Genomic DNA, 24,996 nt, shown 5'->3' on the forward strand with positions numbered 1-24,996 from the left:
TAGACATTTTATTAAGGGGAGAATAACATGAAAATTCTACAAGTGAGTGATCAAAAAATCGGCGGCCAGGCAGGCTACAACGTCTTTTCAGAGGCGTTAGCAAATGGTGCCACGGTGTTTGGGTTGGCAACCGGTTCAACCCCTATTTCAATCTATGATGCGCTTACAGCAAGTGATTTAGATTTTAGCAACGCTGTCTCAATTAACTTGGATGAGTACAAGGGATTGCCAGGGACCCACGAACAAAGTTATCGTTATTTTATGAATGAGCACCTGTTTAATAAGAAGCCATTTAAGGAAAGCTATGTGCCTGATGGCATGGCGGATACGGCTACAGAAACAGCCCGCTATGAGCGCATTATTAACGACAACCCTATTGATTTACAAATTCTTGGCTTAGGGCAAAATGGACACATTGGGTTCAATGAGCCAGGTACACCCTTTGATTCATTGACCCACGAAGTGGCATTGACCCAATCAACGATTGATGCCAATGCACGTTTCTTTGCGGATGAAAATGATGTCCCACGTTATGCGTACTCAATGGGAATTGGCAGCATCATGAAGGCTAAGCAGATCTTGTTGGTAGCCTACGGCGATAACAAGGCAGACGCAGTCGCTACCATGATAGAGGGCCCAGTAACGGAAGATATGCCAGCGAGTGTGTTGCAACGCCACCCTAATGTGACGGTGATTGTCGACGCTGCAGCAGCGGAAAAACTCACGAACCGTAAAGAAATTGTGCCGTTTGTGTAGAAAGTCCGACCTTTAGGAAATTAAACCGGTGATTGGTTGCAAAGGTATAACGAGCATGTTATATTTGTAAGCGTAAGGTAGTAATGCCTTACACAACCAATTCTCTTTCTCTCTCTTAGCCGCTGTAACTTGCCAGTTATAGCGGCATTCTCTTTGTAAAGGGGCATTTGAGTATACATTTTACATATATTCTTTAGATTTCCCTAAGAGTGGGTAACTAATTGGCACAAAAGTCTAGTATTCTCATGCATGCATAGCGTATACTATTCGAGTAATAACTATTAAAGAGGTATTGAAACATGGCTTCAAAGACTGAATTGATTGACTTGGTTGCAGCAAAGACTGGACAAGCTAAGTCAGAAACGGCTAAGACGGTTAACGCATTGTTGGACGTTATTAAGGACCAATTGGCACAAGGCGAGAAGGTTGCCTTGGTTGGCTTTGGTACTTTCGAAGTTCGCGAGCGCGCTGCACGTAAGGGTCGCAACCCACAAACTGGTGCAGAAATTGAAATCGCAGCCGCAAAGGCACCTGCCTTCAAGGCTGGTAAGGACTTCAAGGAAGCCGTTAACAAGTAATTTAATCGTTACGTTTAAAACGCCACGTTAGCATTTGCTAATGTGGCGTTTTTTGTATTATTGGACTATCCAAGTTTGCTCACAAAATTTAGGTTTTGTTTTAGCTGACGTGAAGATAGCGCTAAGCTAAGCGTCATATGATAATCCTCGTCAAAAACACTTGGAGGAACGCGATATGACAGATCGTAATCAAAATAAAGTCCAACGGCCGTGGTTGCAATGGGTGACCTTAAGTGTTGCTAGCTTAGCAATGGTGTTCAGCCTCATCACTGCCTTTCATCCGTTTGGTATCGGATCAGACACTAGTCGGCCCACTATGACCCAACAATCCGGTGGTTTCGGTGGCCATGTCCCAATGGAAAATAATCAAGCGGGTTTGAATGGTAACACATCCTCGGGAGCAACGAATTCAGTAGATGAAGCCGCAAGTAACGGTACGACAACCCAGTGATAGGAGATTAAAATGAATTTTGTGAAACGAGCAGGCATTACGCTGTGGGCCCGAAAAGGTCGTTCTTTGTTACTAGTCTTGACGTTAACAGTGATTTTAGTTTTCGTCATGGCGGGTTTGATTATTCAGAATGCTGCATTAACGGCAGCTAATAACGCCGCTAATGCAGTTGGCTCAACAGTCAGCTTATCAGCTAATCGTGAAAAGATATTCGAACAGATGAAAGCAAGCCAGTCAAGTGCTAGTTCAACATCAAACAGTGAGACGAAGCCAACGGCGATTACAAAGCCAACGGCGACCGTGAAGCAGGTTAAAAAGATTGCAGCGCTGCCAAATATTTCATCGTATAATATCACCAATAATGCGGCAGTGAATGCAAATAGTTTTAAGGCAGTTACGACGACATCGACATCAAATGCGATGGGCGGTGGTCCAATGGGCGGCGAGAGTAACAGCGGTGATATTCAAGTGAATGGTGTTTCGCTTACATCAGCGACGTCGTCTTTTGTAGATGGCTCAGCCAAGATTACATCCGGTCGTGGTATCAAAGCGTCTGACCACGGTACTACCAATGTGGTCATTGAAAGTGAATTAGCATCAGCCAATAAGGTAAAGATTGGTCAAACGATTACGGTGAAGACGACTGCTGATGATGCGAAAACGGTTAAGCTAACTGTTGTGGGAATTTACAAGGCGAAGACAGCGACTGATGGCTTCCAACGCAATAATCCATCGAATACAATTTACGGTTCATATACTTTAGCGAATACAATCAATGGCACTGAGAATGTCGCATCTAACGTTACCTTCACGATGGCTGAACCAGCTAAAACATCGGCTTTTGTTAAGGCTGCTAAGAAGTATATTGATACTGATAAGCTCACGCTGACATCAGATGCCTCGCAGTACAAGACCGCAGCAGCAAACATGAAGAACGTAGCTGCATTTGCATCAAAGATTGTTTGGATGGTTTCAATTGCAGGAATCTTGATTCTTGGTTTGATTATTATCCTGATTACACGCGAACGTCGTCGTGAAATTGGTATTCTGGTGGCGTTGGGTGAATCAAAGCCTAAGGTTGTCGCGCAATTGTTCACTGAATTATTAGCTATTCTGATTGTGGCCCTTGGCATTGTCACTGCTGCAGGTAATGGTGTTTCAGGTGTGATTGGTAAGCAGTTAGTACAACAACAAACGAAGCAACAAATACAAAGTGCTAATGGTGGTCTGCCGGGTGGTGGTGCTGGTCAAAAGCTATCAGGTAATATGGGTGACGGCCCAATGGGTACCCGGGGTGGTATGGCTAAAACGGCCGAACTACAAACAGCGATGACGCCGGTTGCAATGGCTGAACTTGGTGGCGTGGCCTTCCTGATTGCAGTGTTGTCAGTTTCAGGAGCGGCATTCAGTATTTTGCGCATGAGGCCAAAGCAAATTTTGCAGGCGGATTAATGGAGAAGACAGGATGACATTAGAAATTAAACATTTAACCCACTGGTATACGGATCGAGATCATAAATTGTATGAGGATGTTAATCTAACATTTGAGTCTGGTCGTTTTTATGCGATTGTTGGCGAATCCGTCTCGGGTAAGACAACGTTACTATCATTTTTAGCGAGTCTTGATGCACCTCGTGAGGGAGATATTTTGGTAGATGGGATCTCGATTAAGGAAATCGGGTTGACTAAATTTCGCCAGAAGTACGTGTCGACAATTTTTCAGGCCTACAATTTGTTGAATACGATGACGGCTTTCCAAAATGTGCAAACGGCTCTAGCGATTACAGGGTCAGCTCACGCGAAAGATAAGTTGTATATCCTGGATCAGTTGGCACGGGTGGGCATTGATGAGGAAAAAGCTCATCAAAACGTGCAATGCTTATCTGGTGGTGAACAACAGCGAGTGGCGATTGTCCGGGCGTTGTTGGTCGATACACCAATCGTTGCCGCTGATGAGGCGACTGGTAATTTGGATCACGAGAACTCACAAAAAATTGTAGACTTATTTGCTGAACTGGCACACGAATTTGGTAAGACAGTGATTTTAATAACGCACAATCGCGATGTTGCAAGTCGGGCGGACGAACAGTTGCTGTTGCAAAATCACATTTTTGAGCCAATATAAACAATGGGAGTATGACGAAAGATGCATGGAATCACGTTGGATGACGGATTCAAACTTTCGGAACATGTTTAACGGGCGCTAGATGATAATCTGGCGCCTGTTTTGTGCTACACTGGAAGGATAATTAATGAAGAAGTGAGATGTACCATGCAAATGACAGGAAATGATTTCATTACGGCTTTGAAAGATGAAACCTATGAAATCAAAAGCTTTATTGCTGCTGATCAAGCAACCATTAATTTGGATGATTTGTTTGGTTATGTTGAACAAGCGATATCAGAAGAGAAATTGTTCAGCGCAGAACTACTGATTAGTGGGGATGAACCAATTAGTTTACGGGTTGAAACCGGTCTAGTTAATCTACCCATTCGTTATACCAACGCGATTAGTAAGATTGTGATTAATGACCCAGAGACAGAAGTAACGTTATATATGATTGCGGAGCATCCGTTGGTTACTAAGTCGGGTCTACGAATCGAAACGGCAGCAACCGTCGCGGCTTTTGCGGATGACCCAGAACCTGTTGAAAGTAAGATTGCGGCCTTTTTCGACAAAGAATTGCAAAACATCAACGAGGCTGTCGCAGCGGCCGAGGCTGATGAATCTGAAGTAGAGTAATTGAAGGTTAGAGAAAGATTGAGTGAGACATGGCACGGAATGGTCATGCGCTAGCACTTAAACACCAAGGGCCTGCACTTGATTTAATGTCACCAATGGTGGGGATTAAAGATTCAAGTAAGCCAAACGAAACGGAAGTCATGCAGGTTAAGACAATTCGTTATTTGGCCATGTATCCTGAGGCACTTAATGAAGGCACGTATAATGATGTCTTCCGTAAGTATTACAAACAAATAAACGGTCAAGACATTCCAGATGATCTGGTGGTTTTGAATGATAATCATGATTAAGGGGATTTAATTATTATGAAGCACAATATTTTAACGGCCCACAAGGTCATTGGTACGATCGTTGGTATCATTGTGTTTTTGTTGTTATTTAAGTACGTGGCCATACCAGCCGGCGTATCCAATACGAAGATAACATTAGCACCAGCTTGGTTGGCATTGATAACGGCTATTTTCGGTCCGATTGCCGGGGCGGTTGTTGCCTTTATTGGACACACATTAAATGATGGCTTGGCATCAGGAACAGTTTGGTGGACATGGGCGATTACTGATGGTATGTTCGGCCTATTCCTAGGTTTGGCAACGCAACGAATTGGGTTGTTTATTGGGTCATTAACGGCCCGCAAGATAGTGCTGTTTAATGTTTGGCAATTAATTGCTAATGTGGTGGCTTGGCTAGTGATTGCGCCCTTAGGTGACCACTGGATTTATGGTTTGGCATTATCAGAATCATATCAGCAAGGGGTGGTAGCCGCTTTGGCGAATACGGTAGTCATTGCTGTCATTGGAACAGCCTTGATTACGGTTTATAATCGTTATTTTGTTAAGCAAAACTAAGCTTTATTCATTTTCTATTACGGCTACAGGTTGAAAATGAATAATGACTAAAAATACAGGAAACCCTTGATATACCAAGGGTTTCCTGTATTTTTAGTCGGCGTGATTCATGGTTTATTTTCAGTTAGTGTGGTAGAATTTATGCATTAGTAATGAATAAAAAGTGAGGTGTACCATGGCAAAATTAATTGATGGTAAGGCGATCGCCAAGTCGTTACGTGCTTCAGTTGCGGAACAAGTCGCGCGTTTATCAGAGTCTGCTGTTGTGCCTGGATTAGCGGTTATTTTGGTTGGTGATGATCCAGCAAGTGAAATATACGTCCGTAACAAGGAGCGTGCTGCTAGTAAGGTTGGCGTTAATGCACAAACCATCCGTTATGATGCAGAGACGGCGGAAGAAACTTTGTTGGCAAAAATTGACGAGTTGAATGCTGATACAAGCGTTGATGCCATTCTGGTACAGAGCCCAGTTCCAGGTCACATTGATGAACACAAAATCCAAGAAGCAATTAGCCCTACTAAGGACGTAGATGGGTTTCACCCAGAGAACATTGGTCGCTTATATGCCAATCGTGAAGGCTATTACCCAATCGCCAATACACCTCGAGGTATTATGACGATGCTTGCTCATGAGGGCGTCTCATTGGCGGGGAAGAATGTTGTGATTATTGGTCGCTCTATTTTAGTCGGCCGGCCAATGTTCGCGTTGGCGCAAGCGGCTGATGCAACTGTGTCATTGTTACACCGTTATACACCAGACAACTTACGCCATGAATTATTGCAACAAGCCGACGTGGTTATTGTTGCAACTGGTGTCGCTGGTTTGGTAACAGGGGCCGACTTAAAGGCGGGGGCAACGGTTATTGATGTTGGTATTAATCGAATGACTGACGGTTCGTTAGTTGGCGACGTTGACTTTGCTTCAGCGGAACCTGTCGCCGGCTTAATTACGCCGGTACCTGGCGGTGTTGGGCCAATGACCATTGCCACATTATTGCAAACGACAGTTGAGTTGGCCGCATTACATCACGGTGAAACATTGGAGGCAGGATGGCAGACTATTTAACGGTTTCAGCGCTAACCAGTTATCTAAAGCGTAAATTTACGGCTGATCCGTATTTGAAAGAAGTCTATGTGACGGGTGAAATTTCTAATTATCGTCAACGACCCGGTCATCAATATTTTTCTTTGAAGGATGATGGGGCGGTGCTTAATGCAACGATGTTTAAGTTTGCTTTTCAAAAGTTGCAATTTAAGTTAGAGCCGGGGATGAAAGTTAATGCTGTTGGCCACATGGATTTGTACGCGCCTAATGGGTCGTACAGTCTCATTATTGATAAGTTAGAACCGGATGGCGTCGGGGCCCTTTATCAGGCATATGAACAGTTAAAAGCAAAGCTATCAGTTGAAGGTTTATTTGACCAACTTCGCCGGCCAATTCCACGCTTCCCTAAGAAAATTGCTGTGATTACTTCGCCAAGTGGAGCAGTTATCCGCGATATTATGACGACGGTTCGCCGCCGTTATCCAATTGCGGAAATTGTTTTGTACCCTGCAGTTGTTCAGGGTGACGGAGCGGTACCTTCATTAACAAAGCAGATGACGGCCGTTGCGGAAGCAACTGATTATGATGTCTTGATCATGGGACGTGGTGGTGGATCGATTGAAGACTTGTGGGCCTTTAATGAGGAGGCGGTGGCACGAAAAATGCTGACCATGCCAATGCCAATTATCAGTTCGGTTGGCCACGAGACAGATACCACGATCGCGGATTTTGTGGCCGATCAGCGGGCCGCTACACCAACGGCAGCAGCAGAATTAGCGACACCGGTACCATTGGCTGACTTATGGTTGGGCATTCAACAAATGCAACAACGTTTGGTTAACCAAATGCAGCGTCAAGTTGTAGCCAACCAAGAGTGGTTAAGCCGTTTACAAAATAGTTACGTGTTGACCCAACCAGCTCGTTTATATGAAGGATATTTACAACGATTAGATATCGCGCAACAACGGTTACAACAAGCTGTCACAACGACGGTTACTCAGCGTCAGCATCAATTTGACTTATTGGCACCACGGTTAGTAAATGCCATGACCCGGCAGGTTGAGCGTTCCCAGGAACGAGTTGGTCGCGCTGTGGCCGGCCTGCAATTAGTGAGCCCGTTGGCTATCTTGGCCCGTGGTTATAGTGTTGTTGAACATGACACGCACATTTTAACGACTGTAGATGATGTTGCTGTTGGTGATACAGTTCATATTCGGTTGGCGACTGGTGAACTAGAAGCCACGGTTTCAGCAAAGGAAAGTGAAAAATAATGGCAGAAAAAACATTTGAAGAAAATTTGGCAACACTGGAACAAATTGTTGCGCAACTTGAAAAGGGTGACGTACCGCTAGAAGAAGCCCTTAAGCAATTCGAAGTGGGCGTTAAGTTAAGTCAAGAACTACAACAGACCCTGCAAACCGCTGAACAAAGTTTGGCGAAAATTGTGAATGCGGACGGGACGACATCAGATTTTGAACCAGAGGGTTAACATGAAATTATCAGAATTTTCAGCAACCGTTGTCCCACAAATTGAGGATAAACTAGCTACTGAGTTAGCACACAGTACATCTAACCAAACGATGCGTGACGCCATGACGTATGCCGTCATGGCAGGCGGTAAGCGACTACGCCCTTTGCTAACATTAGCTGTGGCGCAGTCTTATGAATTGGGCATCAATGGTTTGCTTCGGGCAGCAAGTGCTTTGGAGTTAATTCATACTTACAGTCTTATTCATGATGACTTGCCGGCGATGGATAATGACGACATGCGACGTGGGAAGCCAACAACACACAAGTCTTTTGGTGAAGATGTGGCGATTTTGGCAGGGGATGCGTTGCAACCATTGGCTTATCAATGGTTAGCGAGTGACCCATTATTAACAACGCCGCAAAAAGCCGAATTGACACTACAACTTGCCTTGGCTTCTGGTGCTGATGGGATGGTTGCTGGACAAGCCATGGATATGGCCGCAACTAACGCAGCGACCATCTCACTAGATCAAGCAAAAGCAATTCACTACCGAAAAACCGGCGCCTTGATTGCATACGCGGCAATTGCTGGGGGAATCATGGCCCACGCGTCTGATGAAGTCAAAGAAACCTTGTGGAACTTCGGTATGGCCTATGGTTTGGCTTTCCAAATCAAGGATGATTTAGATGATTTAGGTCAAGATGATGTTGCGGATAAGCATGCGTACCCAACTATTTTGGGCGCTGACGGTGCGAAGGATGCCTTGCGGGAGCAGGTTCGCATTGCGTCAAATGCCATTGTAAAGTTTGGCGAACTAACGGGAAACGAAACAACTTTGTTGTTGTCGTTTTTGGATTATTTTGAAGAGGTTGTGGAGAAGTAGATGGCAATTGAAAAAGAGCGTGTTGATGTTTTAGCAGTACAACAAGGACTGTTTACGTCACGTGAACAAGCGAAGCGAGCAATTATGGCTGGCGAAATCTTGGGCGAAAATGAGCAACGCATGGATAAAGCGGGGGAGAAAATCCCGGTAACAACGGAGCTTCATTTGAAAGGGGCGCCGATGCCATATGTGTCACGTGGTGGCTTTAAATTAGAAAAAGCCCTCGAATTTTTTGACATTTCAGTGCAGGACAAGGTTGTTTTGGACATCGGTTCATCAACGGGTGGCTTTACAGATGTCTCACTACAAAATGGGGCGAAGTTGGTCTACGCTTTAGATGTGGGCACAAATCAACTGGCTTGGAAGTTACGTTCAGATGAACGTGTGGTGGTGATGGAAAACACGAACTTCCGCTATTCAGAACCAACTGACTTTACACACGGTCAGCCGGCAGTCGCAACGATTGACGTATCGTTTATTTCATTAAACTTGATTTTGCCACCGCTTGCCAAAATTTTGACGCCAGGCGGTTCGGTTGCGACGTTGATTAAGCCACAGTTTGAGGCTGGTCGGGAAGCAATTGGTAAGCATGGTATCGTTAAGGACGCTATAACCCACTTAGCTGTTCTTGATAAAGTGGTCGGTTATGCGCAAGCAGCTGGCTTTAGTATTGTGGCGCTTGATTACTCACCAATTAAGGGCGGTTCGGGTAACATTGAGTTCTTAGCGCACTTGGTATTGGACGGTGGCGAGAGTACCATGACTGAAGCTGAACGTGAAGCGGTTGTGACACGCGCACATGCGCAATTGAATGCGCGTCGTAAGGAAAATGCGGATGAGACGAAGTAAGCAAGAACGTCAGCAAGCAATTAAGACGTTGATTATTAATGAACAGATTCAACGGCAAGAAGATTTGGTTCAAAAATTAAATGAGGGTGGTTGGGAAGTAACACAAGCCACCGTCTCACGTGATATTACTGAAATGCAGTTGGTAAAAGTACCATTGCCAACAGGTGGTTTTGCGTATGCCATGATGTCTGGTTCAGATTACTTAGGGCAGTTGGGACGTATTTTGAAAGAAAGCACGACGGAGATTAAGACGCAAGCCAACATGGTGATGATTCGTGTTGCGCCAGGAACTGGACCAGCGTTAAAAACGGCACTCGAAGAGGCTGATTTAACTGATGTATTTGGTTTGATTGGTGATGACGCTGGCGTGTTAGTCATCCTAAACGAAGGCGTACGGGCGCAACAATTTGCGAGTGACTTGATGGCGAAAGCTTAGTGGAAAGGGAGGAGGACGCAATGTTACAGGAATTATCAATTCAAAATTTTGCGATTATCCCGAAACTGAATATTAGTTTTCAACCGGGGATGACGGTGTTAACCGGTGAAACCGGGGCCGGTAAGTCAATTATTATTGATGCGGTTGGTTTGTTAACCGGGGGCCGTGGCTCGCAAGACTTTATTCGCGAAGGTGCTGACAAAGCTGTTTTGCAAGGGCTGATTGACGTAGAACCTGATCAGCCAGTTGTTGCAGTTTTGAACGAGCTTGGCCTCCCGGTAGAGGATAACCAACTGTTAATTCATCGTGAGTTACAGCGAAGTGGACGAAATGTGATTCGGGTTAATGGCAGTTTAGTTAATGCGGCTACGCTTAAGGAAATTGGGCAGCACCTGGTTGACATACATGGACAAAATGAGCATCAAGAGTTAATGCAAGTTGAACGTCACTTGGGCTTATTAGATGAATTTGCAAAAAAGACCATTGCACCAGTTGCGCAAAAGTATCAAAAAGCATATGAAAATTACCGTAGTTTAGAAACGGCTTTTCACAAGCGCCAGGCTGATGAACAAGCTTGGGCCCAACGGTTAGACATGCTGAGTTTCCAAAGCAAAGAACTAGCTGATGCCGCTTTGGTTGATGGGGAAGAAGAGGCGTTGGAAGCTGAATATCAAGAGTTGACGAACTTTCAGGATGTTTTAGAAGCCTTATCTAAAGCGTATGAGGCACTTGATGGTGATTGGGACAATAACGGTTTAGAGACGATTTCGACGGCAATGTGGTCGTTGGAAGATATTGAGGAACTGGCTCCGAAGTATGGTAAGTTAACAGAAGCAGTGCGAGGGGCTTACTATGAATTACAAGAAGTGGCTTCTGAAATTATGTCTGTCCGAGATGGATTGGAATTTGATACTGAGCGGTTACGTGAGGTTGATGATCGTTTGAACTTGATTCGTAATTTGGAACGCAAATATGGTGCGACAATCGCAGACGTCTTGGCACACCAAGAACATGTTGATAGTGAATTAGCTGAAATGGGCGGTGGGCAACAGTCTGCCGCTGAGTTAGCTGAACAAGTTGAGGAAGCGAAACGTGTGGCACGGCAATATGCGGATAAGCTACATGAACTACGTGAAAAGGCTGCCAAACAGCTTGCCAAGAAGATTCACGAGCAATTAGCAGATCTATATATGGAGAAAGCTGTCTTTTCTGTCCACTTAACAGCTAGTACCACGTTGCATGCGGCGGGTTATGATATTGCGGAATTTTATATTCAAACGAACCCCGGTGAAGGTGCGAAGCCGCTGGTGAAGATTGCTTCCGGGGGTGAACTGTCACGTATGATGTTGGCGATGAAAACCATTTTTTCACGGGAACAAGGGATTACCTCAATTATTTTTGATGAAGTTGACACAGGTGTTTCTGGTCGTGTCGCGCAGGCGATTGCGGAAAAAATTGCGGTTATTGGTCGTTATTCACAAGTATTGACGATTACGCACCTACCACAGGTCGCGGCTGTTGCAAACCATCATTACTTCATTCAAAAGCGAGTAATTGGTGACCGCACTGAGACGAGTATTCAACAGTTAACGGACGAAGAACGTGTGGATGAGGTTGCACGCATGTTGTCGGGTGATGAATTAACGGATGCAGCTAAAGAAAATGCCCGCGATTTGATTCAGCGGGCTGTTGCAAAACGAACTGAATAGTCCTAAAAACGGGCAAATATGCTCGTTTTTTTGGTGAAACAAGCTTAAAATTAATCGCATGATTGAAAGTGAGGACGGGGCATGGAAATAATTGTTGGCAAGTTGTCTAACCGACAGATGGCGCCGTTTGGCCAGTTATTAAATATGTTTTCAGATGCTGCCGCAGCACGATTGCACTATCAGCAAGCACAGAGTATATCGGCAGGGTTATTATTTGTTGATAATGATACAGTGGTAGGTGCAGTGCTCTATCGCAACGAAGGTGGTCATATTGTGTTAGTCAGCACGTTAGCTTGGAAAACGGTTGATCGACTGACCTTATTCGAACAGCTTGTGACGTACTTTAGCAAGCATCGGGTGAAAACCTTGCAAATGGAAGTAGCGCCAAACCAAGCAAACAGTCCGCTATTAGATGGTTTTGACCGGGTTGATGAACTAACCTATCGGCGCACGTTCTCATATCCGGTGGCACTGGTCCTTGGTGGTGGTGGGGCCCATGGGTCATTTGAAGTTGGTGTTTTTGATGTTCTGAAGAGTCGAGGTATTATCCCGCATGAGGTACTGGGTGTCTCAGTTGGATCGATTAATGCCATGTCATTTATGCACCTTGATAGTACAATATCACACGCTACTTGGGACATATTGACAACGGATGTCGTGTACGAAGTGCCGGAAGTTGGTGTATCTCGGGTCGATTTTAGTAAAACAGTTGCGACACATCTTGTTGGTCGACACTATTTTGAAAAAGAATCGTTGCGTCAGCTAATTTATCCAGTGGTTGCGCATGAACTAGCGACGCCAAGGATAGCTGAAATGACTTTAGTCGCTACGGAATTGCCATTGCTTCGGCCGGCTAGCTTTTCGGTGACAGACGAAACTACAGTCGATGAACTGACAGATTGGATACTGGCTTCTAGTGCTTTTTACCCTGTCGTTTCGCCAGTCATGATTAATGGGAAACAATATATTGATGGTGGTTATAGTAATAACTTGCCAATTAATATTGCCGCTGCTCATGGTGCTAAGGAAATCTATGCAGTCTCAATTATGGATGGCGTACCGGAAGATTGGACACGACCAGATGATGCTGTTGTGCATTATATTCGTACGCCTTGGCAATTTGGTCCCTTGCTGGACTTTTTCCCTGATTTAAGTGGCGAGTACGTGACGCTCGGTGAAATACGAACGAAGCAAGTGTTGGGCGAATTAGGTGGCTACTATTACGCATTGCCAGCTGACGTTGATGTTAGTTGGTTGGGTGGTGTGCAACTGGTGAAGTGGTTAGCAACAGATTCTGTGACCGCACCAATTGCAAATGCGTTAACGAAGCTACCGGTTTGGTTAGCCTGGCAACAATGGTTAGTTAGGGATATTGATCCCGATGCGACTGGGGATAAAGCTGGTCAAGGCTTAGCAACGATAGAACGATTAGCCCGTTTGCTGGCAGTTGATAAACTGCAGGAGTATGATTTGACGACCTTTGTAGCAGCTATTGTGGCAGCTGGTCGCACAAACCGACAAGCATTACCGACACCGACGCATCACTTGACGCGGGCGTACATCTTAGCAAATCTAGATGTTGTGTTAACTGGCGTGTTGTACTTGTTGTCTAAGTCAGAAAAAACGAGTAGAATAAGTAAATGATTAGCTAGATAAATAGATAGGAGTAAGATTACCATGAAGCGTGGCGTATTAATCGTACTATCGGGTCCGTCAGGCGTCGGTAAGGGGACTGTTCGAAAGGCGTTGTTTGAAGAATCAGACATCGACTTTCAATATTCAATTTCCATGACCACGCGACAACCCCGAACGGGAGAAGTGAATGGGGAAGATTATTTCTTCGTCACACGAGAAGAGTTTGAAGCAGAAATTGCTGACGGTGGTATGTTGGAATACGCTGAGTACGTGGGAAATTACTACGGTACGCCAAAGAGCTTCATCGAGAAGACGTTGGCGGCTGGACGTGATGTCCTATTGGAAATCGATGTGCAAGGTGCGTTGCAAGTGAAGGAAAAGATGCCAGAAGGGGCTTATATTTTCTTGACGCCACCTGACTTGGGTGCCCTAAAAGAGCGCCTGATTGGGCGGGGTACTGAAGCCATGGAGGTTATTGATCGTCGCGTTTCAGCTGCAACAGCCGAAATTCGCATGATGGCTAACTATGATTACGCTGTCGTAAACGATGAGGTGCCTTTGGCAGTTGATCGTATTAAGGATATTATTAAGGTGGAGCGTTTGCGCGTAAACCGAGTGTTGCCAGAATACATTACAATGATTGAGGAGCTAGAAGCATGATTTTATACCCATCAGTTGATAAGTTGTTGGAACGAGTTGACTCACGCTACAAGTTGATCGCTTTGGGGGCTAAGCGTGCCCACGAATTAGAACAAGGTGGTTTGCCTACTTTGTCTCACTTCGATTCAGTAAAGCCAATTGGTCAAGCGTTTGAAGAAATTGAAGCTGGTAACGTTGTTATCGATGAAGAAGCTTCTAAGTTGGAAAACTAATGATGTTAAAAAAGGCGGCTCTATGCCAAATAGCGTTGGTCGACAATGAATTTGAAAATTAACGCGATTTGAAGAGTCGCAAAAAGTGGTGATGACAGAAATGTTGTCACCACTTTTTTTAGAATTTTCCATACTTCATTTGGATACGGATGCGTCGCATGTAATTACCGAGGTTTTGATAACCGTATGCGGTACGAGCTATTTGCTTAAGGCGACGGTTGATGCCTTCGATTTTACCGTTTGACCATGGGCAACGAAGACTTTCGAGGATGCCTTTTAAATTGCGCTTAAAAGTACCGATGGTCACGTCCATGGCGGAACCCACCGGTTTGTAAGTGCTGATCAATGCATGAATTAGCTCGGGGCTACGCTTGTCCATTGCTTCTAAAGCTTCTTGGTACACTAAATAAGCCGCCTCGAGAACCGGAAATGATTTGAACACTAGCGTGAGAGCTTCTTCTTCCGTGATATATTCGTTCAAGCCTCGCATATATTTACGATGGGTAGTTTCTAAGTTGCTGTATTTTTTGAGGAAAAGGCGCCAGCCGTTTTTCATTATTTTGTATTCACGAGAGTGCTTATCAAGTAGATGCTGAATGCCTGTGCGAATAGTGTTGATGGCACGGGTCATTAGTTGAACGATATGGAATCGATCAATGACAATTTGGGCATTAGGAAATAGTTCCGGCACGAGGGTAGCGTAGCTAGCGTTCATGTCCATGACGACGTGCGTGACTGCCTGGCGTTGCTTCAAAGAGAAGCCATAGAAATAACTTCGGATTGTGTTTAAATCACGACTTGGCAATATCTCCATAAAGTTGTCAGGTGATGCATACACGAAAGCGTATGATCTGCTAATTCGAATTTCATCGAAGCTTAGAACTGCTGGTAAATGACTGTAGTCATAACGATAATCCTGGAGTTCGTCGTTGATAACACGGTGAACTGTTGAGTGTGAAAGACGCAAAATAAAACCGATAACTTTCTCTGAAATATCCTCCATAGCCAGTCGAATAACTTGAAGGCGTAGGGGTTTAGAGATGTTTCGGGCTTCTTCTAAATCGGGTGATGACACAACTACGGAAGCGTTGCACTCATGGCAGTAATAGCGCTGCTTACGCAGGCGTAGGCGGTTGTCGAAACCGTTAGTTGCGGGTAGCTTTACTTCGGTGGGTTTGCTGAAACCATTTTTGGTTAATATACTCTCTTGGCCACACAACGTGCATCGATCCATATCACCGTGTAGTGCAGCTTCATAAACGATAGTTTTATGATTATCTTTTCCACGATATGAGATATGGTTAAATTCACCGTTATCATCCATTAAAAATTCGAAATTTGGGTCTGTTAATCCGACGCTACGTAGGATAGAATCATTTAAAGACATCAATAGCTCTCCTTGTATTTTAGTTTTAGACGACTTTAGGATACACCGAGCTATTGGTGTTTTTTATTGTTGTTTTGAGAATGATTGATAAATGCAAAAAAAGCGTTGGTGATTAATCACCAACGCCAAAAAGAATAGAACCGTTAAAAGCGGTGCTGATTCTTAGTGATTTAGCACCGCTTTTACGATGTGCCATTATAACCTTCAAAACGTTTGTATGATATTAAATGCAGTCGTGAGCCGTCGACAAGGGCTAAAAAATCTTGTTATAATGAAGTTGCCTAATCAATGTATGCGCTTTCTTTGCCACAACAACTATTGGAGTATAAAATGACACAACCACAATTATTCCTAGATATGGATAATGTTCTTGTTGATACATTATCCGTTTTAAACAAGATTGACATGCGGCAACATTCTGTAGAAAAACCAGATCAAATTCCTGGTATTTTCCGAGATTTGCCACCAATACCTGGTGCAATTGAAGCCGTGAAGCAACTAGCTGCTGAATATGACATCTATATTTTATCAACTGCGCCTTGGCAAAATCCAAGCGCTTGGCAGGATAAATTGATTTGGCTACAACATTATTTTGGGGAAGATAGCAGTAGTCCAATTTATAAACGAATCATTTTAGCCCACGATAAGGCTGTCGCACATTTTGGTGGCGGCATATTAGTGGACGACCGGCCTTATCACGGTGCAAGCGACTGGGACGACCCAGATACTGACAGCATCTGGCTCCAATTTGGTGCCGACCCTCGGCTAACGTGGTCGAATGAGCTTGTGTCGTTTTTGCTGGATATTTCACAAATCCAAGACGTGACGGATACGCTAAGAGAAGCAGTATCCGTCGTAGCTGAACGTGGCCATTTCTACGTTCATGGTGATAAAACCGAATTTGACAAGGCCCATTGGGAATAAATGATTCTTTTAAAAGAGACAGTCATCAACACGACTATCTCTTTTTTGATTGTGAATGAAAGGTTTTGACTGAAAAACATTGCAAAAGCACCAAATAACACTATATTTACCGGCGAAAAGGAAACGCATACATTTGTATAGGTGAACGATTATGATGATTTCAGAACGACAAGACAAAATATTAGCATTGATTCAAAAACGCGGTCGCATATCAATTCGTGAGTTGCAAGAACTGCTATTAGTGGACGATATTTGGACAAGTTAGCAGACAAAGGGGTAGTGAAACGAATTCACTATTGTTGTACTTGTGTTGTACTTGCTTTTCGTAGCTATCGGTGCAATCGTTGTGGGCGTCATCTACGGATTACTAAAAGTACCTGACGCGGATTAAAAAGGAATGGGGGACATCATCATGTCTTTAAATTGGGGAATTATTAGTATTGGCACGATTGCCAACGAAATGGCAGCAAGTTTATTAACGCACCAGCAACTGGCTATGGCTGTGACGGTTCGAGATCAAGCAAAATTACCAGCTTTTGCCGAACGGTATCAAATTCCAAAAACCTACGAAACAGTCGCAGATTTATTAGCCGATGAAACAATTGATGCTGTCTATATTGCAGCGCCACATAATATACACTTTGATTTTGTCAAACAGGCTTTGGCGCATCATAAACATGTGTTAGCAGAAAAGGCGATAACTGTCTCTAATGAAGAGTACACTGAAGAGTACACTATCGTTCGAAAATTACCAAGAATCTGGATTAGTCCTCTTAGAAGCGATGACACCAGCACACATGCTGCTTTTCAAGCGACTTCGTGAACTCAGTAATCAAGGAGCATTGGGGGCAGATTCAGGTGATTAACACAACCTTTGGCAGTCATAAGCCTTACGATCCAAATAATCGATTCTTTAATCCTGACTTAGCAGGTGGGGCACTACTTGATATTGGTGGTTACGCAACACAGGCCACTGTCTACTTTATGAACAGTACGCCAAGCAAAGCAAACTCGACGATGACTCCCTTTTGAAACCCGGGTTGATGAACAATCAGTGACGATTCTAGCAAATAAAAATCATGAAATGGCGACCATCACATTATCAATGCAAGCTAAGCAACCTAAGGCCATTACAATTTCCGGCACTAAAGGGTACGTACGTATTCCAGATTTTCCACGCGCTGATACAGCCATTTGGTATGACACCGATACCGGCGAGTCAGAAGAAATTGCATCAGGAAATTCTGCAGACGCTTTGTGGTCCGAGATTTCAGATTTTGAGCAAGCGTTCCAAGACCATAAAGTTGCTCTTGAATTTATCAATTTAACAGAGATGCAATTCGAAACCTTAGCTAAAATTCAACAAGAATGGTAATAATTGCATTATTTAGTGGCGTTGCGCACAACGCCACTTTTTATTGTTAAAATGAATACGAAAGATACGGAGGGGCAACAAGATGAGTGAAAAAGAACGGATAACAATAAATGATATCGCCCGTCTAGCCGGCGTCGGGAAAAGCACCGTCTCCCGTTATTTAAATAACGGGTCAATTAGCGCAAAAACACGGGCTAAGCTAGATGCTGTCGTCAAAGAGTACGATTATGAACCGAATCGATTTGCCCAAAGTTTGAAAAAAACATCCAGTGGCATGATTGGGATTGTGGTTCCCACATTTGCATCATTTGCTTTAACGGAGATGATGCGTGGTATGGACGATGTCAATCAAGGTGATTTTTTCTTGACAATTAACACCTATCACGATGCCAAGCGCCAAGTTGAAGCAGTTAAACAGCTTGCCCAACAAAACGTCGATGGTATTGTCGTGATGACTGGGCAAATTACTAATGAGATGACCGCTGCACTACAACAAGTATCCGTACCAGTTGTAGTCCAGGGTCAACAGTCACGACACTTTGAAACCGTTAACGTTGATAACCAACATGCCGGCGAGTTACTCGTACCACTAATTGCCACTGTTAAACCAACGGATGTGTTATTGCTTGGTGTCAATCCGAATAGTGACTACAATGTTGGACAAACACGTTTCAACGCGATAATTCAATCTTTAGACAACAACATGCAACGTCTTTATACGACATTTGATCGTACTGAAACTGCTGCAATTATGCGTAACTACCTTGCGACACATAGTTCACCCAAATACATCATTGCAGCAACTGACACGATTGCGTTAGGAGCACTAGCAGCATTGCAAGAACAGCACATCGCCGTACCTGCAGACACTAAAATCGTCGCGTTTGACAATACCCCGGCTGCCGAAATCGTAACACCAGGTTTAAGCACGGTTAGTTTTGATTATTTTGTGTTAGGCCAATGGATATATCGCCGTTTAAAGGATCTATCTCAAAAGGAACCTGTCTTAACCGATCCCTCACTGCGTGGCAAGTTGGTGCGTCGTAGTAGTTGGTAACGCCAAGGAATGAAAAGATATCTTAAACTTCCAATTCACTTGGGAGACACTATGTCATAATGAGTTTCTGGAGGTGTGGTATGAAAGCGGCAATTATTAACCAATATGGGAATCGCAATGAATTACTGGTTGTTGACGATTATGTTAATCCAACCATAACTAATGATCAGGTATTAATTAAAACCTATGCAACAAGCGTCAATCCAATTTGACTACAAAGCCCGTCAAGGCACATTGAAAAGCCCGTTTAAATGGCCATTTCCCGTCGTTTTAGGCTGGGATATCGCCGGCATTGTAGTTGAAATTGGCGATGATGTCACTGATTTTACCGTTGGTGATCGTGTATTTGCTGCGCGTCCTGACATGGATGATGCTGGTACATTTGGGTCTTACGCAACATTAATGGCGGTAAAAGCTGACAAAGTTGCGTTGATGCCTGAAACAATGTCGTTTGCGGAAGCTGCGGCGTTACCATTGGCAGGTGAAACAGCCTTGCAAATGTTAAACGAGCTACACGTGACGACCGGTTCTAAAGTATTGATTCAGACCGGGGCTGGTGGTGTTGTCGCCATTCAGCTTGCAAAAGCGCTTGGTGCAACTGTTGCCACAACGGCCGGCCCTGAAAACGCAGCGTTTGTACGTCACTTGGGCGCAGATATTGTCATTGATTATCACCAAAAAGCCATCACCGACGTTATTAGTCAATATGATGCTGTTTTAGACAGTGTTGATGACATTGATGCTGGATTAGCTGTTTTAGTGCACGGCGGCCGTATCGTAACGGTTTCAGCAAAACCAACACCTGAACAATTAGCAGTCGCTACAGACAACGATCAGACATTACTGGCTGGGTGGTTACAACCAAATGGGCAGGATTTAGCCAAACTAGCGACGCATTATCAAAACGAAGCCTTAAAGATCGTCATTGACTCAAAGCTTACATTTACAACGGACGGCGTACGAGCCGCACACGAACGTATTGAATCACATCATGCACGTGGCAAAGTCGTGATTGAAATGATTTTGGTAGGCAATGGCTTGCTTATACAAAACGCACTTATTCTAGTTTACATAATATATATTATCGTGAGTTGAACTAAAGTAGGTAAATGACCCCCAAAGCATTTGATTATTGATAAACGATTCAAACTAATTGTCAATTATAAGCCCTATAATCAAAACATGATCGTTCTATAAGCCGCTACAATTGTCATGATTAAATTAAAAACGCTACCGGCCACAATTTTGGCAAGTAGCGTTTTTTACTTAAGTTAAATTACATAAACAACATGCGGAAGATTTCTTCGAACATGAAACCGATCAATCCTGCTGATGGCACCGTAATAATCCAGGCCATCACAATGTTCTTTAACGTACTCCATTTTACGGCACGAATATCATCAGATGCACCCGTTCCAGCAATTGCTGACGTAACCGTATGCGTCGTTGAAATTGGCGCGTGAACAAAGTACGCAGAAATGAACAACACTGCTGATGAAACGGCTTCTGCCACGAATCCTTTTTGTGGACTCAATACCGTAATCTTGCTACCCAACGTGTGAATAATGCGTTGTCCACCGGCCATTGTTCCAGCTGAGATGGCCAAAGATGCCATCAAGATAATTTGTAGCGGAATTTCCGTTTGTCCAGGCTTAATGCCAAAGAAACCAACCGGGGCAGCCGCCATAAACATCAATCCCATTGACTTTTGAGCGTCTTGCAAACCGTGTCCCAAAGCCAATGAAGCGGATGTGAAAATTTGAGCACTTCGGAAAAACTTATCCGTTTCCTTTAAATTAGCCTTTTTAATGATCTTATTCAAAATAACCATGATTATAAGTGCAAGACCAAATCCGACAACTGGCGACAACACCATGGGATCAATCACCTTTTCAACGACTTTGGCTAACTTAATGTGTACATCATTACCGGCAATTTGTTCAGCCAAACCATCTTCATCAACCCACCAATAATCGCGTGAGTTGATGAAGATGGTAGACCAAACCACCACGTAATCAAGTTCCACCCAATTGCACCAAGCAAAGCGGCAATAACCAAGAATAATTGCTGCTCAGCGCTCACTTGCGTCATATCAACGATGTCACGTGCAATAACTGCAGCGACGGCCGTTCCCATCAAGGCCCCAATCAAGTTCATCCCGGCAGCCATGATAATTGCTGTCCTTGCCTTCAAAGCACCTGTTGTAATAGCCGTAGCGATTGCATTCGCTGCGTCGTGGAATCCGTTAACCCCATCAAAGATCAGGGCCACGATAATCACCACAACTGCTAGTACGTAGACTTCCATATTTGTCTCCTGAAATAAATACTAGTTTTAATTTTTTTATTTGTTAAAAAAACAACAGAAATAATTATATCAGTAAATACGCGGTTTCCTGGATTTTGTAACAAAATTTACAGTGCCGGTTCGCTTCGTAATGAATCATTAAAACATATTATTTAAACCATATGAAAAGCATACACAGGAATTAGACTATATTTATAAATCACGTTAAGGAGAAAAGGTATGTGTTCTAAAATACTAATAAGCACCACCCTTGTGACAACAGTCTTAGCTGCTGGCCTAATCGGTGCCAAACTTGGGTCGAATTCATTGAAAACGGCACCTGCAACAAATCATCGTACGTCATCAGCAAAACAGGTAAATAATCCGCCGGCGTCTTCACCAGCTACAAAGCATTCGGCAGTAGCCAGTACTTCATCCCCATGGTCAGCTAATAAAAGCCAACAACTGGCTAAATTTATGCTGAATTGGGCAAGTCAAATGGGTCAACACTACGAGTCATATTACCCTGGTCATGATTTTAATCTATACGGTGTCATATTCCCAACACCCCTCACGAACGGTACCATGAACATGCACCCTCCAGTAGATGATCATGCTATTGATTTGCAATGGTCCGACGATGGCACTGGTAATCATGACTATAACTTGGTTGCCGTCTATGGCGGCAGTGCCAGTTCGAACGACAGATATCCAGTGTTAACAATGTACCTATTCACCCTTCATAAGGGAAAACCTGAAGTTCTTGTCACGCAACAAAATCAAGGTAATCCTGAAGGTTACTTGTATTTCAAGCCAACTGACAATCAAGCCCTTGCATCTGGGTTTGCATCGATTGTTAATCACAACTAAAAAGTAGTCATCGCGCAAACTGTACGATGACTACTTTTTAGTTGTGATTATTTCAAATAATAACGCATAAAGAATGTGCCATTATCACCAAAGTAATAACGGATGCCGTTAATTGTCTGCCATCCTTGCACAGCACGTCCTTGATTGTCCGTGTAGTACGTATAACCCCAAGCATGACGCCAACCGGCATTTTGGCGCACACCATCAACAAACCAGTAGTATGTGCCCATATAATGCTTAAAGCCGGTGTACAATTGCCCATTCTCATACCAACGATAACCACCATTCAACGCTGAACCATCGTAAATATAGCCATTCGCAGTTGCTTTAGTTTTATTCTGACGGGTGTTGACTGGATTATCTCGTAAGTAGTACGTGTTATTATCACCAAAATAGTATTGCTTGCCAGCAATCGTTTGCATGCCTTGCACTGCTCGGCCATTTGCATCCGTATAATAGGTCTTCCCCCACGCGCTCCGCCAACCAGCATTCTGACGCACACCATCGACAAACCAGTAGTATGTGCCCATGTAAAACTTAAATCCGGTATATAGTTGACCATTGTCATACCAACGATAACCATCATTTGCTGCTGAACCATCTTTCAAATAACCAGAAACTTTACCACGCAGGTAGAACGTCTGGTCATTGCCAAAGTCGTACGCGATCCCATTAATTGTCACCAGGTGGCCTTCCACGCTTCGACCATCAGCACCTAGATAATAGGTCTTCCCCCATTCGGTCGCCCACGTGTTTGTTTGTCGAACACCATTTATAAAATAATAATTTGCCCCAAAATAATTACGGAACCCGGTATATAGCTGGCCATTCTCATACCAACGCCAATCACGATTAGCAGTAAACACATACCCTGACAGTGGTTGGTTCGTCGTCGCATCAGTTGTAACTGTGTCAGCTTTTGCCTGTCCAGCAACTAGCAAACTCATCACGACCACTACCAAACCCAAAACACTAAACTTTAACTTCATGATGCTTCGTCCTTTGTTTTTATCTATCAACATTCTAACGCAATCCGACGACTATCGTGATAGAGTGCTAAAAACCGGACATAATTCTTACAGTTTTCTAACGGTATCCGCTGTTTATTGGCAAACAAAAACCACAGATAGCAACCTACCTGTGGTTTTCTTGATGCCCATCAATTAGTGTAAGGATTTAATAATTAAAGTAGCGTAGTTGTGGTTTGTTTCGTGACGGGCATCAATCCGCTAATCGCCTAAGTCTTCCCCTTGTGTCGCGATGACCTGCTTATACCAGTAGAATGAATCCTTGCGCAACCGTTCGCCAGATCCTTCACCCATATCATCCAAATCAACGTAAATATAACCATAACGCTTCTTCATCTCACCAGTACCTGCTGAAACAATGTCGATAGGTCCCCATGACAAGTAACCGATTACCGGAATACCATCATTGACGATTGCTTTTTCAACTTCAGCAACGTGAGCATTAAGATAATCAATACGGTATGGGTCGTGTACTTGACCATCAACGATCTCATCGTAAGCACCAAACCCGTTTTCAACAATCATAATTGGTAGATATGGATACATATCATTTAGTTCATTTAATGCGTAACGCAAGCCTTGTGGATCAACTGCCCAATCCCAATCATTCACCTTCACGAAATCGTTCTTCACAACCTCAACGTCAGCTGGATGATCAATTTCGGCGTCTTGTTCCGACGTTGCGCGAACGGTTGTCGAGTTATAGTACGAAATGGCCATGTAATCTACGGTACCAGCCAATAAGTCAGCCCGATCTTCATCTGTAATATCTGGTCGGATACCAGTCCGCCTAAAGAATGCCTCCAACTCGGCTGGATAAGCACCACGAACGTGAACATCAGTAAACCAGTCACGTGCCTGACGCGCCTTTTGGAAAGCCAGCATATCGGCAGGCTTTGGACTAGCCGGATAGAGAGCGGCCACGTTGACCATCCCCCCAATCACGAAATCAGGATTAATCTCATGACCAATTTGGACCGCCTTTGCTGAGGCAACCAACTCATAGTGTCCGGCCTGCATCATAGCTGATTGCTTATCAGCCAGTGTTGCCTTGTCATCAAATTTCAGTCCCGAATTCGTCCACACCATAAACTCGAAAAATGGATTGTCTGAGACGGCGGCTTGATTTGAAATTTCATTGTGCGTCATCCAGTACGTAACCTTATCACGATAACGCTCAAAGACTACCTTGGCATAATTTACGAACAAATCAATCACCCGGCGATCTGACCAACCGCCATACTCAGTGACCAAATGATACGGCATTTCAAAGTGGTTCAATGTTACGACTGGTTCAATGCCATGCTTATGCATCTCGTCAAACAAATCATCATAGAATTGCAACCCTTCCTCGTTGGGTACTGCATCATCACCATTTGGGAAAATACGTGTCCAGGCAATCGATGTTCGGAAGGCCTTAAACCCCATTTCACCCATTAACGCCAGATCTTCTTTATAGGTATGGTAGAAATCAATACCATGATGATTTGGATAATTCAATCCATCTACTACGCCGTTCGTAATCTGTCGTGGCTCAGTATGACTACCTGCTGTCAAAATATCAGCGATAGATACGCCCTTGCCACCTGCTTGCCAGGCCCCTTCTGCTTGGTGGGCAGCAATTGCACCACCCCAAAGAAAGTCGTCTTGTAACTTAATTCCCATGTCATGTCCCCCGATACGTATGACTGCATTTGCTATATCTCCATTGTAAGCGCTTTCCAATTTGAAAGGGGGTGTTTTTTGACTTTAATTATCGCTTTTTTGCGAAATCAAAAAAACGACCGGCATTTAAC

Annotated in this window: 29 protein-coding genes and 1 pseudogene; 25 read left to right on the forward strand and 5 right to left on the reverse strand. The window is 43.9% G+C overall.

Translation table 11 applies throughout. From position 1 onward, the window contains the following. Positions 1-27: 27 nt before the first annotated feature. The 18 genes from EST42_RS00505 (at position 28) to rpoZ (ending at position 14,273) form a co-directional block, all read left to right on the forward strand. On the forward strand, positions 28-756 hold the full coding sequence (locus EST42_RS00505) for a glucosamine-6-phosphate deaminase (RefSeq protein ID WP_134643742.1): 729 nt from the start codon (positions 28-30) through the stop codon (positions 754-756). 299 nt (positions 757-1,055) lie between these two features. Continuing rightward, a complete protein-coding gene (locus EST42_RS00510) occupies positions 1,056-1,334 on the forward strand; it encodes an HU family DNA-binding protein (protein ID WP_134643743.1) in 279 nt (92 codons plus the stop codon). Between the two features lie 175 nt (positions 1,335-1,509). After that, entirely contained in the window at positions 1,510-1,785 is a 276-nt protein-coding gene (locus EST42_RS00515) for a hypothetical protein (protein WP_134643744.1), read from the forward strand. A gap of 12 nt (positions 1,786-1,797) precedes the next feature. Next, the gene (locus EST42_RS00520) at positions 1,798-3,237 is read left to right on the forward strand and encodes an ABC transporter permease (protein WP_134643745.1); all 1,440 of its coding nucleotides are present in this window, start codon (positions 1,798-1,800) and stop codon (positions 3,235-3,237) included. 13 nt (positions 3,238-3,250) lie between these two features. After that, positions 3,251-3,910, forward strand: coding sequence for an ABC transporter ATP-binding protein (locus tag EST42_RS00525; RefSeq protein ID WP_134643746.1), 660 nt, complete (start codon positions 3,251-3,253; stop codon positions 3,908-3,910). A 147-nt stretch (positions 3,911-4,057) separates the two neighbouring features. Continuing rightward, on the forward strand, positions 4,058-4,528 hold the full coding sequence (locus EST42_RS00530) for a hypothetical protein (RefSeq protein WP_134643747.1): 471 nt from the start codon (positions 4,058-4,060) through the stop codon (positions 4,526-4,528). Between the two features lie 29 nt (positions 4,529-4,557). Beyond that, entirely contained in the window at positions 4,558-4,818 is a 261-nt protein-coding gene (locus tag EST42_RS00535) for a hypothetical protein (protein WP_245150306.1), read from the forward strand. A 15-nt stretch (positions 4,819-4,833) separates the two neighbouring features. Next, positions 4,834-5,373 carry an ECF-type riboflavin transporter substrate-binding protein gene (locus EST42_RS00540; RefSeq protein ID WP_134643748.1) on the forward strand — a complete coding sequence of 180 codons (540 nt, stop codon included), beginning with the start codon at positions 4,834-4,836 and terminating at the stop codon, positions 5,371-5,373. Between the two features lie 175 nt (positions 5,374-5,548). After that, complete coding sequence (locus tag EST42_RS00545; RefSeq protein ID WP_134643749.1) at positions 5,549-6,439, forward strand: bifunctional 5,10-methylenetetrahydrofolate dehydrogenase/5,10-methenyltetrahydrofolate cyclohydrolase; 891 nt, start codon at positions 5,549-5,551, stop codon at positions 6,437-6,439. After that, the gene (gene xseA / locus EST42_RS00550) at positions 6,424-7,689 is read left to right on the forward strand and encodes an exodeoxyribonuclease VII large subunit (RefSeq protein ID WP_134643750.1); all 1,266 of its coding nucleotides are present in this window, start codon (positions 6,424-6,426) and stop codon (positions 7,687-7,689) included. The genes EST42_RS00545 and xseA overlap by 16 nt, the downstream gene beginning before the upstream one ends. After that, the gene (locus EST42_RS00555) at positions 7,689-7,907 is read left to right on the forward strand and encodes an exodeoxyribonuclease VII small subunit (RefSeq protein ID WP_043707614.1); all 219 of its coding nucleotides are present in this window, start codon (positions 7,689-7,691) and stop codon (positions 7,905-7,907) included. The genes xseA and EST42_RS00555 overlap by 1 nt, the downstream gene beginning before the upstream one ends. Position 7,908: 1 nt before the next feature. Beyond that, positions 7,909-8,772 (forward strand): polyprenyl synthetase family protein, encoded by an 864-nt coding sequence (locus EST42_RS00560; RefSeq protein WP_134643751.1) that lies wholly within the window; start codon positions 7,909-7,911, stop codon positions 8,770-8,772. After that, positions 8,773-9,621 carry a TlyA family RNA methyltransferase gene (locus tag EST42_RS00565; RefSeq protein ID WP_134643752.1) on the forward strand — a complete coding sequence of 283 codons (849 nt, stop codon included), beginning with the start codon at positions 8,773-8,775 and terminating at the stop codon, positions 9,619-9,621. Then, positions 9,608-10,057, forward strand: coding sequence for an arginine repressor (locus EST42_RS00570; protein WP_134643753.1), 450 nt, complete (start codon positions 9,608-9,610; stop codon positions 10,055-10,057). Before EST42_RS00565 ends, EST42_RS00570 begins: the two co-directional genes overlap by 14 nt. Before the next feature lie 20 nt (positions 10,058-10,077). After that, a complete protein-coding gene (gene recN, locus EST42_RS00575; RefSeq protein WP_134643754.1) occupies positions 10,078-11,766 on the forward strand; it encodes a DNA repair protein RecN in 1,689 nt (562 codons plus the stop codon). 81 nt (positions 11,767-11,847) lie between these two features. Next, positions 11,848-13,410: a patatin-like phospholipase family protein gene (locus tag EST42_RS00580; RefSeq protein WP_134643755.1), complete on the forward strand. Its 1,563-nt coding sequence runs from the start codon at positions 11,848-11,850 to the stop codon at positions 13,408-13,410. Between the two features lie 33 nt (positions 13,411-13,443). Further along, the gene (gene gmk, locus EST42_RS00585; RefSeq protein WP_010373106.1) at positions 13,444-14,061 is read left to right on the forward strand and encodes a guanylate kinase; all 618 of its coding nucleotides are present in this window, start codon (positions 13,444-13,446) and stop codon (positions 14,059-14,061) included. Next, the gene (rpoZ, locus tag EST42_RS00590; RefSeq protein WP_043707605.1) at positions 14,058-14,273 is read left to right on the forward strand and encodes a DNA-directed RNA polymerase subunit omega; all 216 of its coding nucleotides are present in this window, start codon (positions 14,058-14,060) and stop codon (positions 14,271-14,273) included. The genes gmk and rpoZ overlap by 4 nt, the downstream gene beginning before the upstream one ends. 118 nt (positions 14,274-14,391) lie before the next feature. Here the strand turns inward: rpoZ and EST42_RS00595 are convergent, their stop codons facing one another. Further along, positions 14,392-15,660 carry an ISL3 family transposase gene (locus tag EST42_RS00595; RefSeq protein WP_134643756.1) on the reverse strand — a complete coding sequence of 423 codons (1,269 nt, stop codon included), beginning with the start codon at positions 15,658-15,660 and terminating at the stop codon, positions 14,392-14,394. 330 nt (positions 15,661-15,990) lie between these two features. Between EST42_RS00595 and EST42_RS00600 the strand changes: the two genes are divergently transcribed. The 6 genes and pseudogenes from EST42_RS00600 (at position 15,991) to EST42_RS00620 (ending at position 20,111) form a co-directional block, all read left to right on the forward strand. Further along, positions 15,991-16,584 (forward strand): 5' nucleotidase, NT5C type, encoded by a 594-nt coding sequence (locus tag EST42_RS00600; protein ID WP_134643757.1) that lies wholly within the window; start codon positions 15,991-15,993, stop codon positions 16,582-16,584. A 412-nt stretch (positions 16,585-16,996) separates the two neighbouring features. Next, the gene (locus tag EST42_RS10810) at positions 16,997-17,407 is read left to right on the forward strand and encodes a Gfo/Idh/MocA family protein (protein WP_245150307.1); all 411 of its coding nucleotides are present in this window, start codon (positions 16,997-16,999) and stop codon (positions 17,405-17,407) included. Positions 17,408-17,442: 35 nt separating this feature from the next. Continuing rightward, on the forward strand, positions 17,443-17,616 hold the full coding sequence (locus EST42_RS10815; RefSeq protein ID WP_245150308.1) for a Gfo/Idh/MocA family protein: 174 nt from the start codon (positions 17,443-17,445) through the stop codon (positions 17,614-17,616). 22 nt (positions 17,617-17,638) lie between these two features. Further along, positions 17,639-17,959 carry a hypothetical protein gene (locus tag EST42_RS10820; RefSeq protein ID WP_245150309.1) on the forward strand — a complete coding sequence of 107 codons (321 nt, stop codon included), beginning with the start codon at positions 17,639-17,641 and terminating at the stop codon, positions 17,957-17,959. Between the two features lie 82 nt (positions 17,960-18,041). Next, positions 18,042-19,016: a LacI family DNA-binding transcriptional regulator gene (locus tag EST42_RS00615; protein WP_134643758.1), complete on the forward strand. Its 975-nt coding sequence runs from the start codon at positions 18,042-18,044 to the stop codon at positions 19,014-19,016. Positions 19,017-19,096: 80 nt separating this feature from the next. Continuing rightward, a pseudogene (locus EST42_RS00620) lies at positions 19,097-20,111 on the forward strand (NADP-dependent oxidoreductase). 181 nt (positions 20,112-20,292) lie between these two features. Here the strand turns inward: EST42_RS00620 and EST42_RS00625 are convergent. After that, on the reverse strand, positions 20,293-21,027 hold the full coding sequence (locus tag EST42_RS00625; RefSeq protein WP_245150310.1) for an inorganic phosphate transporter: 735 nt from the start codon (positions 21,025-21,027) through the stop codon (positions 20,293-20,295). Further along, positions 20,922-21,323: an inorganic phosphate transporter gene (locus EST42_RS10825; RefSeq protein ID WP_245150311.1), complete on the reverse strand. Its 402-nt coding sequence runs from the start codon at positions 21,321-21,323 to the stop codon at positions 20,922-20,924. The genes EST42_RS00625 and EST42_RS10825 overlap by 106 nt, the downstream gene beginning before the upstream one ends. A 252-nt stretch (positions 21,324-21,575) precedes the next feature. Here EST42_RS10825 and EST42_RS00630 point away from each other — a divergent pair, with 252 nt between their 5' ends. After that, the gene (locus tag EST42_RS00630) at positions 21,576-22,172 is read left to right on the forward strand and encodes a DUF4767 domain-containing protein (protein WP_081215779.1); all 597 of its coding nucleotides are present in this window, start codon (positions 21,576-21,578) and stop codon (positions 22,170-22,172) included. 47 nt (positions 22,173-22,219) lie between these two features. Here the strand turns inward: EST42_RS00630 and EST42_RS00635 are convergent, their stop codons facing one another. Continuing rightward, on the reverse strand, positions 22,220-23,161 hold the full coding sequence (locus EST42_RS00635) for a hypothetical protein (RefSeq protein WP_134643759.1): 942 nt from the start codon (positions 23,159-23,161) through the stop codon (positions 22,220-22,222). A 240-nt stretch (positions 23,162-23,401) separates the two neighbouring features. Next, positions 23,402-24,865 (reverse strand): 6-phospho-beta-glucosidase, encoded by a 1,464-nt coding sequence (locus tag EST42_RS00640; protein ID WP_134643760.1) that lies wholly within the window; start codon positions 24,863-24,865, stop codon positions 23,402-23,404. Positions 24,866-24,996: the final 131 nt, after the last annotated feature.

Source organism: Weissella cibaria (assembly GCF_004521965.1).
Classification (GTDB): domain Bacteria; phylum Bacillota; class Bacilli; order Lactobacillales; family Lactobacillaceae; genus Weissella; species Weissella cibaria_A.